The sequence below is a fragment of the Sphingomonas lacunae genome (assembly GCF_012979535.1).
Lineage (GTDB): Bacteria > Pseudomonadota > Alphaproteobacteria > Sphingomonadales > Sphingomonadaceae > Sphingopyxis > Sphingopyxis lacunae.
This window is the reverse complement of sequence record NZ_CP053015.1, coordinates 1,441,679-1,456,359: the sequence shown is the minus strand read 5'-3', so window position 1 is coordinate 1,456,359 and position 14,681 is coordinate 1,441,679. Positions and strand designations below refer to the sequence as shown.

Sequence of the window (14,681 nt, the reverse complement as noted above, 5' to 3'; positions counted from 1 at the left end):
GCCAAATTCGAGAAGCAGGGGCCCGTTGATCAACAAAGAGGTTGCAACCAAACCCCTTTGCCCCACATTTGCGCTATGTTGCGGCAATATCAACTTGTGGAGACTGTTCGGGAATATGATCCCGATGCGGACGAGGACGCGCTCAATCGCGCCTATGTGTTCACCGTCCAGAAACATGGCAGCCAAAAGCGCGCCAGTGGTGACCCCTATTTCAGCCACCCGGTTGAGGTGGCGGGCATATTGACCGAGCTCAAGCTTGATCAGGACACGATCATCACCGCCCTGCTCCACGACACGCTCGAAGACACGCTGACCACGCCCGAAGAGATTGAGCGGCTGTTCGGCCAAGATGTGGCCCGGCTGGTCGATGGTGTGACCAAACTCAGCCAGATTGAGCAAAAGGAAATTGCCGCCGAGACCGAACGCGAAAAGGCGGCGGAAAATCTGCGCAAATTCCTGCTGGCCATGTCGGATGACATCCGTGTGCTGTTGGTCAAGCTGGCCGACCGGCTGCACAATATGCGCACATTGCACTTCATCCCCAAGGAAGAGAAGCGCCGCCGCATTGCCCGTGAGACAATGGACATCTACGCGCCGCTTGCGGAACGGATCGGCATGTATGAGTTCATGCGCGAAATGCAGTTGCTGGCATTCCGCGAGCTGGAACCGGATGCCTATGCCACCATCACCGGCCAGCTCGACAAGCTGACCGCCGGCGGGGTCGACCGGGTGGCCAAAATCAACGAGGAAATCCGGGCGCTATTGGCAGCCAGCGGCATAGAGGCCGAGGTCACAGGAAGGGCCAAGCACCCCTATTCTGTCTGGCGCAAGATGCAGGAGCGCCACGTCAGTTTCGAACAGGTCACCGACATCATCGCATTCCGCGTGATCACCGCCAGTGCCGACGATTGCTACCGCGCGCTGGGCATATTGCACCGCAAGTGGAAAATGGTCCCGGGCCGGTTCAAGGACTTTATTTCGACACCAAAGCGCAACGGTTATCAATCGCTGCATACGACGGTGATGCGTGGCGAGAACATGCGGATCGAAATCCAGATTCGCAGCCGCGAAATGCACAAGCAGGGCGAGTTCGGTCTGGCGGCGCACTGGGCCTACAAGCAGGGAACGCTGCCTGACGGGCAGGCCGGTTGGATCCGCGATCTCGTCGAAATCCTCGATACTGCCCAGGATGCGGAGGACATCCTCGAACATACCCGCATGGCAATGTATCAGGACCGGATCTTTGCCTTTACCCCAAAAGGGGCGCTGCACCAGCTGCCCAAGGGGGCAACGCCTGTCGATTTTGCCTATGCGGTGCATACCGAACTGGGCGACCGGACCGTGGGTGCCAAGGTCAATGGGCGGCTGGTTCCGCTGCGCACCCAATTGGCGAATGGCGACACGGTCGAAATATTGACGAGCGACAAGCAGAATCCCGAACCGGCATGGATGGGCTTTGTCGTCACTGGCAAGGCGCGGGCGGCAATCCGGCGGCATGTCCGGCACAAGGAACGGGATGAGACCATCGCGCTGGGCGAAAAATTGTTCGAGGACATCGTCCGCCGCCTTCCGGTCAAAATCGGGGACAAGGCGATCAGAATGGCTCTCGGTCGCCTCAAGCTCGGCACTGTGGACGACCTGCACTATGCGGTTGGCCGGCAACGGTTGCGCGACAGTGAGGTGATGGAGGCGCTGGTGCCCGGCATCGTCGCCGACCTGAAACGCGAGGGCGTGCGGATCGACCCGGCGCGGCCGATCAGCATAGAGGGGCTGACACCCGGCGTTGCCTATACGCTGGCCGAATGCTGCCACCCGGTGCCGGGTGATCGCATCGTCGGCCTGTCACGGCCCGATCAGGGCATCGAAATCCACGCTATCGACTGCGACATGCTGGCCAATGGCGAAGATGCCGACTGGATCGACGTTCGCTGGCAACGCGACAGCGAGGGCGGCACAGCGCGGCTGATGGTGGTCAATCGCAACCAGCCCGGGATGCTGGCAGAGATCACAGCCATCATCGCAAGAGCCGGGGCCAATATTGTGAACCTCAGGCTGGCCACGCGTGAGGGCGGGTTCCACGGCTTTGAGCTTGACCTGGAGGTCAAGGATGTCGCCCATCTGATGAGTATATTGTCTTCGCTGCGCGCATCTGACGCGGTGGTCTCGGCTGACCGGGCATGACCCCGAAATCAGCGGTTGTCAGCGCTTTGCGGCAAGCGGCTCCTCGCATCATCACCGCATGCAATGGTGCCAGCTCCGGCATTGCGTACGGTGCAGCGCGGTCGTCCGCTGACCGCAACATTGGCAGAACCCATTGCGAATATATTGGCCGTCGCAGACGCAGCGAAACTGCTCGCCCCTGACCCAACCGCCTGCACAGTCAGATCCCGGACCGGCAGTCCGGCGGCGTTGATGCTGGCCGCGCCATTGGTAATGGCGGTGAGCGAACGGGCCCGGCCGCTGAGGGTGATGCTGCCACTGCCGACCGCGCGGCTGCTGACCACCGCACCATCGGGGATGGAACCGGCAATACTGCCCGCCCCGTCAACGACAAGCTGGATCGAAGATCCACGCAACCCTTCAACCCGGACCGTGCCCGAGCCGGCGAGGCTGACGGAAGAAAGGTTCTGAGCGGTCAGGCGGACGCGTACCGGGCCACTGCCCTGACCATGCGCTTGCCGCTGACCATAGGAACCTTCAAAGGCGTGGCGAATGACCAGCGTCCGTTCCCGCACCTCTAGCGACAATGTGTCAAGCGCCGTTGATGGTCCCTCGGCCACCGCCGAAATAGAGGGACTGGCACTGATCTCGACGATCATGTCACCCTGCACCTCGACCCGCTCGAAACTCGACAGGCCAAAGCGCTTGGTCTGAAGTGTCTGCGCCTCAACGGGCGCCGCACAACACAGCAGCACCGCTGACGACAGGATGAAAAGGGACAAGGGCTTGGTCATGCCACAGATGTGGCACGGGCGTGGCGCGGGGCGCAAGCGGCATGTCCCCCTGGCCCCGGCCAATGCCCGGTCAAGAGCAGCTGATCTCGCCGGAGCCCATCCTGCTTCTGGTACAGGTGGCACCACCGGTGATGGTGACGTCACCCGAACCGGCGGTGCTGACATCCGCCGTACCGGTGACGGTCATGCTGACGCCGCCCGATCCGATGACACTTACATCTGCCTTGGTCGCACTGAAAGCTGTGGCGCTGATGTCGCCCGAGCCGGCAATCGTCGATTTCACTTCCTCCGCCTTGCCGGCGATGGTGATGCTGCCCGATCCGGCGACACTCATTTCCAGCTTGCGCGCGTCGACGCCAGCGAGCGCGACATCACCTGAACCCGCGACAGTCACGGCGGCGCTTTCACCGGTCAATGTATCTGCGGTCACGTCGCCCGAACCAGCCACCACGATGCCGCTGAGCGCAGGCAAGGTTACGGTAATGGTGGCATGACCGCCATTCCAGTTGAGACCGTTGCGGCGGCGTATTTCGAGCGCATTGCCGTCCACTGTGAGGACAAGCCCGTCGAGCAGGGCGCGGTCACCCCTGGCCTGAACCGAAAAGGCATCGCCCTGGCGCACAACAACCGAATCCGGCCCTGCTGCAACAATCTCGCTGAAACCGGTCAAGGCATAGCTGCGGGTTGCGGTGTTACCGGTCGCGGATACTTCTGTGCCGGGGGTGCCAGGCCCGTCATCCCCGAAGCGAACCTCTCCACAGGCCGAAACCGAAAGTGATATGGCCACTATGGCCGACAGGGTTGCCCAGTTGCGCATGCGTATCTCCTGACAGCCCCCTGCCCGATACTGTATTATCAGTATAATACGCGGCAGTAGCCGTCAAGGGTGCAAAAAGAAAAGGGCCGCATCGCTGCGGCCCTTTGGCTTGTCTGCGCGAACGTCGGCTATACCGGTCAGGCACCCACCGGCGGATGGAACTGCGGTGCATATTTGTTCAGGATTTCCAGAATCTTGGCCTGCGCCGCCTTCTCGTCAATTTCCTCCATCGCGGCGATTTCCCGCGCCAGACGGCTCGACGCCGCCTCGAAAATCTGACGCTCGGAATAGCTCTGCTCCGGTTGATCATCGGGGCGGAACAGATCGCGCGTCACTTCGGCAATCGACACCAGGTCGCCCGAATTGATCTTGGCTTCATATTCCTGGGCGCGCCGCGACCACATGGTGCGCTTTACCTTGGGCTTGGTCTTGAGGATGTCGAGCGCTTCCTTGAGCGTCTTGTCCGATGACAGTTTGCGCATGCCAACGCTTTCAACCTTGTTGACCGGCACGCGCAGCGTCATCTTTTCCTTCTCAAAGCGCAGGACATAAAGTTCCAGCGACATGCCGGCGATTTCCTGGTGGAGAAGCTCCATCACCCGGCCAACCCCATGCTTGGGGTAAACAACATAATCGCCAACGTCGAACGCGTGCGCCTTGGCAGTCATAGTCTGTCCTTTCCATGTCACCCGCCGGCAAGTGGGAGAGGAAGGTCGGCGCCGAAGTCTACCGGCTCATACGGAATCGGCTGCGCAACCGGCCTGGAGACAGGCCAATCGTCACAAGGCAGCGATCATGTGGGCTACACTGTCCGTACGCGGGACTTTTCGAACGACAATCCAATCACTTTCGTCAAGCGGAGGCAGTGCGGCGGGCCCAAACGCGAGCCCCCTGCCACTGTTGGAATCACCTGTAACATAAACGCCCGAAAATTGCTAGCGCGCGCCCAGTCTCCGTTCAGCCATCACTTCTTGGCTGCCACCTGCCCATTGCAGGGCCGTATCTAGCCCAGCTTTCGGTCATGCCATCGGCAAAAAAGCCGGTTCAGGCTGTCCATGAGACGACAGCGGCGGGAGCCGAATCGCCGCCTCGCTAGGGAACGTCGGCTATGGCTCAGTCACCCTCACCCGGTTCGGGCGAGAAGAACTTCTCATATTTGTCTTCGACGCCCTTATATTCGTCTGCGTCGGCAGGGCTGTCCTTCTTGGTGGTGATGTTGGGCCACTGTGCGGAGAAGCTGTTGTTGAGTTCCAGCCACTTCTCAAGGCCGCTTTCGGTATCGGGCAAAATGGCTTCGGCCGGGCATTCCGGTTCGCACACACCGCAATCGATGCACTCGCTGGGATTGATCACCAGCATGTTTTCGCCTTCATAGAAGCAATCGACGGGGCAAACCTCTACGCAATCCATATATTTGCATTTGATGCAGGCGTCGGTGACGACATAGGTCATTGCGAAAGGCTCCCCTGGATAAAGGCCCGTCTATCAGGCCCGTCGGTTCAACCCCTGCTATGCCGATGCATGCGTGGGCGTCAAGCCGCTGATCAGGTCAACAGCGCCGATTCTGCTTTTCCGTCTCCTTCCTCGACGGCCATGTCGATGTAACATGCCGCGGCTTCCGCAGGCGGCCCACGCCGATGTGGCAGGCTGACCAGACGAAGCACGCGCACACGCGGCGGACCGGGCATGACCAGCAGCGAGCCGTTCCTTACAATGGCGCTCGATCGTTCGACCCGCCGTCCATCAATCCGCAGGTGTCCAGCCGCAACCAGAGCCTGCGCTGCCGAACGGGTCGGAGCAAGCCGCAGATACCAGAGCAGCTTGTCGATCCGCAGCCCGGTCATCACCGCCTGATCCCGCCCAGCGGCGGACTGACCACGGTCCACCGGTTCAACCATTGCCGGCCAAACAATAGCAGCGGCGACAGGCAGGAAGGTCAGGCATCGCCTTCAGTTTTGTCCTTTTTGTCGAACAGGCCAGCCAGTGCGGCAAAGGGGCTATGCACATTGACGCCCTGCTTTGCGCCGGTCCGGCCGGGCCGCAGGCCCCGAGCCGACTCCTGGGAACGGCCCGGAGCGCCCTGCCCGGATTTGCCTGAACCGGAATAGCGGCCCTGACCCTTGTCCTTGTGTCGTTGGCGATGGTCGTTGGCATCGGGCCTGTCCGCATTGCGACGGCCACCATCGCGCCGGCCACCATCCTGCCCGGTCACAGAGCGCGGCGGCCGTTCTTTTCCCTTTGGTGAGGCAAGGTGGCGAGCGCGCGCCTGCTGGCGACGCATTTGCCCGCCCTTTCGACCATGCCATCGCCACCACAACAGCGGTTCCTGTTCGACTGTCAGATTGGCAGGCATGTCATGCGCAGCAAACCCCAACAGCCGCAACAGCACTAGCCGGTCTTCAAGCGGCAGGCCAATCGAACGAGCCAGTTCCGGATCAATGCGGAAACTGCCTTCCGGGCGCCTTTGAGACGTGGGCGGCGCAGGGACCGGTTCATCCAATGGAGCCGGCGAGGCCCCTGCCACTGCCCCTGCCCCTGCCCCTGCCCCTGCCCCTGCCCCTGCCGGCGCGTCCGTTTCCGATGGCAAATCGGCAACCGGCGGCTTCGCATTTTGCTCAGCCACACCATCGGCCGGGCAATCAGCCTCGCCGGCAAGTGAGCTGCCATCCTGGTCCTTTTGTCCGGTTGATCCCGCCTTTCTTGCCTGACGCTCGGTGGCAAAGGCCTCCAGTTGGCTACGGCGCATGGAATGGGTGTGGAAGGCGATCCTTTCGGCAAGGTCGACGCGCAGCCACCATTTGCCCACCCGCCGGAAACCGGCAATCGGCGACTGATCATCACTCTCCGCAGCAACCAACGCTATGCCCGGCGGCGGCGGCACTGATCCAGGTACATTGGTCCAGGCCGCTTCAATGGCAGTCAACCATTCCAGCGGCGATGGTTTGAGCAAGGCCGGGTGGAACAGGTCCAACGAGCCGACACGGATGCCAAAACGCCTCAATTCTTCGCGCGCCTCAGGCGGCAACTTGGCCAGCGCTTCGTCCAAGGGTTCGCGCGGCACATGGCTGCCAGCATCTACCAGCGCCGCAAGGATGGCGCGCAGGTCGGGCGCGGCATCAGCTTCCCGCATCCGCGCCGCCATAGAGATCAACACCCTTAGATGGCGGCCGATTTTATTGTCGAGAAAGGCCTGAAGCCGGGCGATGATCGCGGCGACGACATGGCTGTCGAGCGCGGCCACAGGTTTGTCCAACGTGATACGGGGCGCGAGGCGGTGCTTGCCCTTTGTCAACGTGGCCACAGTCAATCCGTGCCACTGGATGGCCGGCATGGCATCCGCCGAGATTGCCAGCGCGAGATGGGCATCGGGTGCGGAAGCCAACGCGGTCCCGCGCGAGGCAAGTTCGACAGCGAGATGCCGTTCCGCAGCAGCCAACAACATGCGCTGGTCGGCAGCACGGGCCGAGGGATCTACACGGAAGCTGAAACCTTCGAGCCGGCCAATCGCCTCCCCGTCAACTCGGACCAGACCTTCTTCGCTGACCTTGACCGTCAGGTTGGACGCATCCTGTCCCAACGCGCGCAGCAGTACAGTGGTCCGCCTGTCGACGAAACGAGCGGTCAATGCCTGATGCAGGGCATCGGAAAGGCGCGATTCCAGGCCCCTGGCCTCTTCCGCCATGCCCGCCGGATCGGCGAGCCAGTCGGGGCGATGAGCAATGTAGCAGAATGTACGCACGGCAGCGATGCGATCTGCCAATTGTTCGACACTGCCCTCGACATTGTCGAGCGCCCGCAGCTGACCAGTGAACCAAGCGGCATCGATATGCCCCTTGCCCTTGCCCAGATCCTGCCACAACCGCGCGACGAGGCGGCCATGGGCTTCGGGCCCTGATTTGCGGAAATCAGGCAGGGAAGCGGCCGACCAAAGGCGGCGGACAGCGGACGGGCCATCGACCAGTTCAACCGCATCAGCATCTTCCGCCATACGGCGCAACACCGCCAGGTCAGTGGATTCGGGGGCAGGACGCAGGGCCGGATGCGGTGGCGCCGCTTCCAGATCGGTCAGCAGCGCGGCAATCGATGAAGTGTCCGGTTCGGGATTGCGCCAGTACAGCCAATCGACCGGCGGGAAATGATGTTCCTCAATCGCGCGGATTTCCTCTTCAGTGAAGGCCGTCTCGCCACCCACCGAACCGAATGTTCCGTCCCGCTGGTGACGACCGGCGCGGCCAGCGATCTGGGCCATCTCTGCCACTGTAAGGCGCCGTTGGCGGACGCCATCAAATTTGTTCAGGCTGGCAAAGGCGACATGGCTGACATCCAGGTTCAACCCCATCCCGATAGCGTCGGTAGCGACGAGATAGTCAACTTCGCCTGCCTGGAACATCGCCACCTGGGCATTGCGCGTGGCAGGCGACAGCGCCCCCATGACAACAGCTGCACCGCCCGAAACACGACGCAGTGCCTCGGCAATCGTGTAAACCTCCTCCGCGGAAAAGGCGACGATGACACTGCGCGGCGGCAGTCGCTGCAATTTGCGCGGCCCGTCATAGCTGAGAGTCGAAAAGCGCGGGCGGGTGGTGATCAGCGCTTCCGGCAGCAGGGTGCGCACAGCCGGAGCCAGGCTGCCTGAACCAAGGATCATGGTTTCTTCACGGCCCCGCGCATGCAGCAGGCGAGAGGTGAACACATGTCCGCGCTCCCGATCCTGCCCGATCTGAGCTTCATCGAGCGCGACAAAGGCCACATCGCGCAGTGCATCATTCACCGGGTCGCGCACCTGGGCGTTGATCGGCATCGCTTCGGCAGTGCACAACAGATAGCGGGCAGTTTCCGGCCAGATACGTTCTTCACCAGTGACCAACGCCACCGAGGCTTCACCGCGCAAAGCGACCACGCGGTCATAGACTTCGCGGGCCAGCAATCGGAGCGGAAAGCCCATCATACCGCTGCTGTGGCCCATCATCCGTTCAACGGCGAGATGGGTTTTTCCGGTGTTGGTTGGACCGAGGACGGCGCTGAGCGCGGCATGAACATGGGGCTTCATGGGTTCTAACTCGCCCGACTAACTCTCCGGGGCAAGCAAAAAAAGGTCGCCAATTGGCACAGAATATTACGCTGGCACCTTCGGCATTGAAACGAAAGCGATGCCGGATCACCTTGTCTACGCGGTCACCGCATTTTGGCGCGCAAAATGAAGCAGTGACCGCAGGAAACGGCTGTTTCGCCGGCCATTAAATTGACATTAACCATCGATGCCTACAGGAGTTCGATCAATAAAAGGATGTGCTCGCGGTCCTCTCCGCCATGATGGTTGGGCGGACAGCGCATCGGGGGTCGCTCTGGGTGTGTTGAGACAAGATCATCAAGACCATTCGGGCGAGCAGGCGCCTCAGGGCACCGCATCCCTGGCCATGGCACAGGTGCTTGGCGCGGGCCGTTTTGGCAACAAGCCTGTGGCCGACGAGCCGACGAGCTGGCGCGAATGGCTGGCCGATTTCGATTGGGCTCCGGATTTGGGACAGGATATTGGTTCGCGCCGGTGGTGGCGCGGACTCGCCACGCTGGCGATGCTGTGCGGAACAGCGGCAGCGGCCTGGCCGGGGCTGCGGCCCGTAGAAGCCCATGCCGCGCCCATGCAGTCAGATGACTGGGAATTGGCCAGAGCACAGACGATCACGCCGCTGGCATGGGGCGCCGATACGGGCCGGCGCATGGCTGCGACCGATGTTGTCCAACCGCTAGCAAGCGCGCCGGAACGGCCTCGCATCGAATTGACCGCCACTTTGGGTCAGGGCGACAGCTTTACCCGCCTGCTCGAACGTTCAGGGGTGGGCAGTGGCGAAGCGGGACGGATTGCGGCGATGGTGGCCGATGCGGTCCCGCTGACTGCCATTCCCGACGGCACCAGGATCGACCTTGTGCTTGGTCGCCGAGCCGTGCGCACCGATCCACGTCCCGTGGAATCACTCGCCTTTCGTGCGGCGCTCGACCTGCGGCTTGAACTTTCCCGCGAAGGTAGCGGGCTGCACATGGATCGCATCGCCATTCGGGTCGATGATACGCCGCTGCGCATTCGCGGTCGGGTCGGCGAAAGCCTGTATCGATCGGCGCGGGCTGCTGGTGCCCCGCCCAGCGCGATACAGGATTATTTGCGTACCATCGCCGGCCAGATTTCGGTCAGCCGGGACATTAACGCCAGCGATGAATTTGACATCATCGTGGCCCATCGCCGCGCGGAAACAGGTGAGACAGAAGTTGGCAAACTGTTGTACGCCGGCTTGATCAGCAACGGTCGCCCGAGGCTGCGCATGCTGCCCTGGAAGGTTGACGGTCGCGAACAATGGTATGAAGCGTCTGGTGTTGGACAGCAGCGCGCCGGTCTGGTGCAACCGGTCTCCGGTCGTGTGACATCCGGTTTTGGTGGCCGACGCCATCCCATCCTCGGCTATACGCGGATGCATGCAGGCATAGACTTTGGCGCACCCTATGGCGCCCCGGTCTATGCGGTTACCGACGGAACGGTCAGCTTCGCCGGTTACAATGGCGGTTATGGCCGGTTTATCCGCCTGGCGCATGCCGGTGGCCTTGGCTCTGCCTATGCCCATATGAGCCGCCTCGCCGTCAGTTCCGGAGAGAGGGTGCGGCGCGGGCAGATCATCGGCTATGTCGGATCTTCGGGCCTGTCGACTGGTCCTCACCTTCACTATGAACTGACCCGCAACGGACGCCAGATCAATCCGGCAACCGTTCAGTTCACAACACGCGCCGTGCTCACTGGCTCCGACCTCGCGGCCTTCCGCGCCCGACTTGCGGAACTGACATCGGTCGCGCCCAACGCCCATCTGCGCAGCGCGGCCCGGCCGGCGGTCGCCGCACCGACAAGCCGTGCGGCTGCCGCGCCACTGCCCAACACACCGGGCGTTGCGCGTGCTGTTACCGCCGGCCGTTGAACCCATTGATGGACCCCTTGGTGGTCGGGGCGCCTTCTTCTCCCGTTGAAGCTTGCCGACCAAGACAAGCTGGGCAATAGCAGGCAGCCATGAGCCAATATCCCGCCCTTCGCCTGCGCCGCACCCGAACCACCGGCTGGAGCCGCAATCTCCATCGAGAGAACCGGCTGGGGGTTGAGGACCTGATTTGGCCGATGTTTGTCACATCGGGCGAAGGGGAGGAACCGATCGCTTCCCTGCCCCATGTTAGCCGCTGGGGCATCAAGGGGATCGTCGCCCAGGCGCGTGAGGCAGTGACATTGGGCATCCCGGCCATAGCCCTATTCCCCAACACCCCGGCCGATCGCCGCAGCGCGGACGGGCGCGAGGCGCTGAACCCGGACAATCTTGCATGTACCACGATACGGGCGATCAAGGATGCCGTGGGGGACGATCTCGGCGTACTCGCCGATGTCGCGCTGGATCCCTATACCAGCCATGGCCAGGACGGGCTGGTCGATGATGCCGGTTATGTCATGAATGACGCGACAGTAGAGGTGTTGGCCGAACAGGCGTTGACCCTTGCCCGCGCCGGCGCCGACATTGTCGCGCCTTCCGACATGATGGACGGACGGGTCGGCGCCATTCGTGGCGCACTGGAAATCGAAGGTCTCGTCAACGTTCAGATCATGAGCTACGCGGCCAAATATGCCAGCGCCTTTTATGGACCGTTCCGCGATGCGGTCGGATCGCGCGGGCTGCTGAAGGGTGACAAGCGCGGTTACCAGATGGATCCCGGCAATGCGGAAGAAGCGTTGCGCGAGGTGGCGCTAGATCTGGCTGAGGGAGCCGACAGCGTGATGGTCAAGCCCGGCCTCCCCTATCTTGATATTGTCAGCGCGGTGCGCGCCCAATTCGGCGTACCGGTGTTCGCCTATCAGGTGTCCGGTGAATATGCGATGATCGAAGCGGCTGTGGCCGCCGGTGCGGGGGAACGCGACGCACTGGTGCTCGAAACATTGCTTGCCTTCAAACGGGCGGGTTGTTCCGGGATTTTGACCTATCACGCCGCCCATGCGGCCCGACTGCTCGGCGGCTGAGGCCGGCATGGTGGGGGCACTGGGCAGGGACAGCAGGGAGCAGCGGGATGGCGACAAAGTCGTCATCGAAACGCCGCGCCTGATCCTGCGCGAATGGCGCGACGAGGATAGTGCACCCTTCAAGTTTCATCTCAACACGCCGACGGTCATGCGCTGGCTGGGCGGGATACAGAGTGACGCCGAGTTTGACGCCTTTGTAGCCCGTAACCGGGCCTGTGCCGCGAGCCATGGACATTGTTTCTGGATCGCAGAGCGCAAGTCCGACCGCGCCATCCTCGGCTTTTGCGGGCTGAAACGCGTCAATAGCGATGGCGCCAGCAATGTTGGCGACCATGAAATTGGCTGGCGCCTGCGCGAGGATGCCCAGGGGCTGGGCTATGCGCGGGAAGCGGCCGAGGCCACCCTCAGTGCGGCCTTTCATCGTTTTGGCGCACCGCATGTCGTCGCCTTTACCGTCGCGGAAAATGCCGCGTCATGGGGGCTGATGCAACGATTAGGCATGGTCCGCGCGCGCGACCTTGATTTCACGGGCGGTTTTGCCGGGGGTGGTAGCGAGCATATTATCGTCTACCGGATCGACAAGGAAGATTGGACCACATGAGCACAGACACGCCTTATCGGCCAGCGTCACGCTGGCTGTTCACCGTGACGATCCTGGTCGGATCCTTCCTGTTGTTCATGGTCCAGCCGATGGTTGCGCGAATGGCGCTGCCGAAGCTCGGTGGCGCGCCGGCCGTATGGAACAGCGCGATGCTGGTCTATCAGGCACTGTTGCTGGGTGGGTATGCCTGGGCGCACTGGATCGGCCGATTTACCCTGAAACGGCAGGTGATGTTGCATGGCGGGCTGCTGGGTCTTGCGGCAATCATCTCCTTGCCGGTGGGCCTCGCCAACTTGACCCCTCCAGGCGATAATCAGGTTTTCCTGTTCGTTCCCTGGCTGCTGCTGGCATCGGTAGGCCCCCTGTTGTTCGCCGTATCGGCGCAGGCTCCACTGATGCAGCGCTGGTTTGCCGATGGGGCGCCCGGTGCCAATCCCTACGCACTCTATGCGGCCTCGAACCTTGGCAGCTTTGGCGGGCTGATCGCATATCCGCTGTTGGTCGAACCCAATATGTATCTCGATTGGCAAAGCTGGAGTTGGAGCGTCCTCTATCTCTTGCTGTTGCTGCTGGTGATTGCCTGCGGCGTGCAGGCGAGCCGGGCTATAGCCGCGAGGCCGGTCTCCGCCATTTCCGACACGGATGGCAACGACGATGGCACGCCCAGCCCGGCGCCGGGCGCCAAGACGATTGCCCTGTGGATTGCGTTGTCGGCAGTTCCATCGGGCCTGATGCTGTCGACCACCACTCACCTGACCACCGACATCATGGCGATGCCGCTGATGTGGGCAATCCCGCTGGGACTGTATCTGCTCAGCTTTTCGATCGCCTTTGGCGAAGGCACGCTGTTCAAGGGGTTCTTCACCCTGCTCGCCCCGCCCATGCTGTTCCTGACCGGCGGCATTTCGATGCTGTCACAAGGCAGCGGGGGCATGGTCATCGCCGCGACCAGCCTGATCATGCTGTTCACGGTGGCCGTATCGCTGCACAGTCGGCTCTATAGCCTGCGGCCAGCGCCGGACCGGCTGACCCTATTCTATCTGGTGATGTCTGTCGGAGGCGCTTTGGGCGGGCTCTTCTGCGCGTTGATCGCACCGCTGCTGTTCGACTGGGTCTATGAGCATCCGTTGCTGTTGCTCGCTGCGGCATTGCTGATCCCGTTGCCGCCCCTGGTACCCTGGGGCAACTGGCTCAAACTCAACGCACAGGGTCATCGCATCGTGGCGCTGGCACTCGCCCTTGCCGCGGTTTTGGCCGGCATATGGCTGGTTCGCGCATGGACCGGCTGGTTCCGTGAGCCCGAACTGGCCGCCATCGCCTTGCTGGTTTTCATTGGCCTGGCCTCGATTGGCTGGCGTTTGGCCTATGTTGCGACATTGGTGTCTCTGATGATCGGCTTTGGCGGCGCGGCGACATTGGAGACGAGCACGACCGGTCAGCGCGTACGCAGCTATTTCGGTGTCTATACGGTGCGCGATGATCTTGAGACCAATCGCCGCCTGCTGTCGCATGGCACCACATTGCACGGGACCCAGCTGACCGGTCCCGGTCAGGCGTTGACGGCGACCAGCTACTATGGGCCGACCAGTGGTGTCGGGCTCGCATTCAGCCAGGCACAGCGCCTGTACGGCGAAACGGCCTCCATCGGTGTTGTTGGCCTCGGCACAGGCACCTTGGCCTGTTACCGACGGCCGGGCCAGCAATGGACATTTTTTGAAATTGATCCGGCCATGGTGGAAATTGCCCGCGATTCCGGCAAGTTCAGCTTCATGCCTCGCTGTGCGCAGGGCGTGCCGATCCTGCTTGGCGATGCCCGGTTAAAGCTGCTGGAGGTGCCACAGCACAGCTACAACCTCTTGGCGATCGACGCCTTTTCATCTGATGCCATTCCTCTCCACCTGCTGACGCGAGAGGCCTTTGGTGTCTATCAGCGCGCCATCACGCCGGATGGCGTTGTGCTGGTGCATATCTCCAATCGCTACATTGACTTGGAACCGGTCCTCAACGCGCTGGTGCAACAGGATGGCTGGCATGCCATGCTGCGCCATGACGAGCCCTCAGAGCAGGACGAGGAGCTTGCACGCACCGGGTCGATCTGGGTCGCCATGGCCCGCGATCAGGCAGCACTCGACCGGCTGGTCACCGCATCCGCCAGCGAAGCTGGTGGACGTGGCAGTTGGCAAGCACTCGACACGAGCCGCAAGGCGCGGCTGTGGACCGATGATTATGCGTCTGTTCTACCCCTCATCATGACCGAAGGATTTTTCCGGTGAT

Annotated in this window: 11 protein-coding genes; 5 read left to right on the top strand and 6 right to left on the bottom strand. The window is 62.2% G+C overall.

What is annotated here, in order from left to right; translation table 11 throughout:
• Positions 1-75 precede the first annotated feature (75 nt).
• Positions 76-2,181, top strand: coding sequence for a RelA/SpoT family protein (locus tag GV829_RS06875; RefSeq protein ID WP_169945202.1), 2,106 nt, complete (start codon positions 76-78; stop codon positions 2,179-2,181).
• 8 nt (positions 2,182-2,189) lie between these two features.
• Here GV829_RS06875 and GV829_RS06870 read toward each other — a convergent pair whose 3' ends face one another.
• The 6 genes from GV829_RS06870 to GV829_RS06845 all read right to left on the bottom strand — a co-directional run bounded on the left by GV829_RS06870 (position 2,190) and on the right by GV829_RS06845 (position 8,821).
• Positions 2,190-2,954, bottom strand: coding sequence for a GIN domain-containing protein (locus tag GV829_RS06870; protein WP_169945200.1), 765 nt, complete (start codon positions 2,952-2,954; stop codon positions 2,190-2,192).
• A 70-nt stretch (positions 2,955-3,024) separates the two neighbouring features.
• Positions 3,025-3,771: a head GIN domain-containing protein gene (locus tag GV829_RS06865; protein ID WP_169945198.1), complete on the bottom strand. Its 747-nt coding sequence runs from the start codon at positions 3,769-3,771 to the stop codon at positions 3,025-3,027.
• Between the two features lie 137 nt (positions 3,772-3,908).
• Positions 3,909-4,439, bottom strand: coding sequence for a CarD family transcriptional regulator (locus GV829_RS06860; RefSeq protein WP_169945196.1), 531 nt, complete (start codon positions 4,437-4,439; stop codon positions 3,909-3,911).
• Between the two features lie 445 nt (positions 4,440-4,884).
• Positions 4,885-5,223, bottom strand: a complete 339-nt coding sequence (fdxA, locus tag GV829_RS06855; RefSeq protein WP_169945195.1) for a ferredoxin FdxA — start codon at positions 5,221-5,223, stop codon at positions 4,885-4,887.
• A 92-nt stretch (positions 5,224-5,315) separates the two neighbouring features.
• Positions 5,316-5,669, bottom strand: a complete 354-nt coding sequence (locus GV829_RS06850) for a S4 domain-containing protein (protein ID WP_425505444.1) — start codon at positions 5,667-5,669, stop codon at positions 5,316-5,318.
• A 38-nt stretch (positions 5,670-5,707) separates the two neighbouring features.
• Positions 5,708-8,821 (bottom strand): helicase-related protein, encoded by a 3,114-nt coding sequence (locus tag GV829_RS06845; protein ID WP_212612154.1) that lies wholly within the window; start codon positions 8,819-8,821, stop codon positions 5,708-5,710.
• 367 nt (positions 8,822-9,188) lie between these two features.
• Here GV829_RS06845 and GV829_RS06840 point away from each other — a divergent pair, with 367 nt between their 5' ends.
• The 4 genes from GV829_RS06840 to GV829_RS06825 all read left to right on the top strand — a co-directional run bounded on the left by GV829_RS06840 (position 9,189) and on the right by GV829_RS06825 (position 14,680).
• Entirely contained in the window at positions 9,189-10,727 is a 1,539-nt protein-coding gene (locus GV829_RS06840) for a M23 family metallopeptidase (RefSeq protein ID WP_169945193.1), read from the top strand.
• A gap of 89 nt (positions 10,728-10,816) precedes the next feature.
• A complete protein-coding gene (gene hemB, locus GV829_RS06835) occupies positions 10,817-11,806 on the top strand; it encodes a porphobilinogen synthase (RefSeq protein WP_169945191.1) in 990 nt (329 codons plus the stop codon).
• Positions 11,781-12,407: a GNAT family N-acetyltransferase gene (locus GV829_RS06830; protein ID WP_246203099.1), complete on the top strand. Its 627-nt coding sequence runs from the start codon at positions 11,781-11,783 to the stop codon at positions 12,405-12,407. Before hemB ends, GV829_RS06830 begins: the two co-directional genes overlap by 26 nt.
• A complete protein-coding gene (locus GV829_RS06825) occupies positions 12,404-14,680 on the top strand; it encodes a spermidine synthase (protein WP_169945189.1) in 2,277 nt (758 codons plus the stop codon). Before GV829_RS06830 ends, GV829_RS06825 begins: the two co-directional genes overlap by 4 nt.
• Position 14,681: the final 1 nt, after the last annotated feature.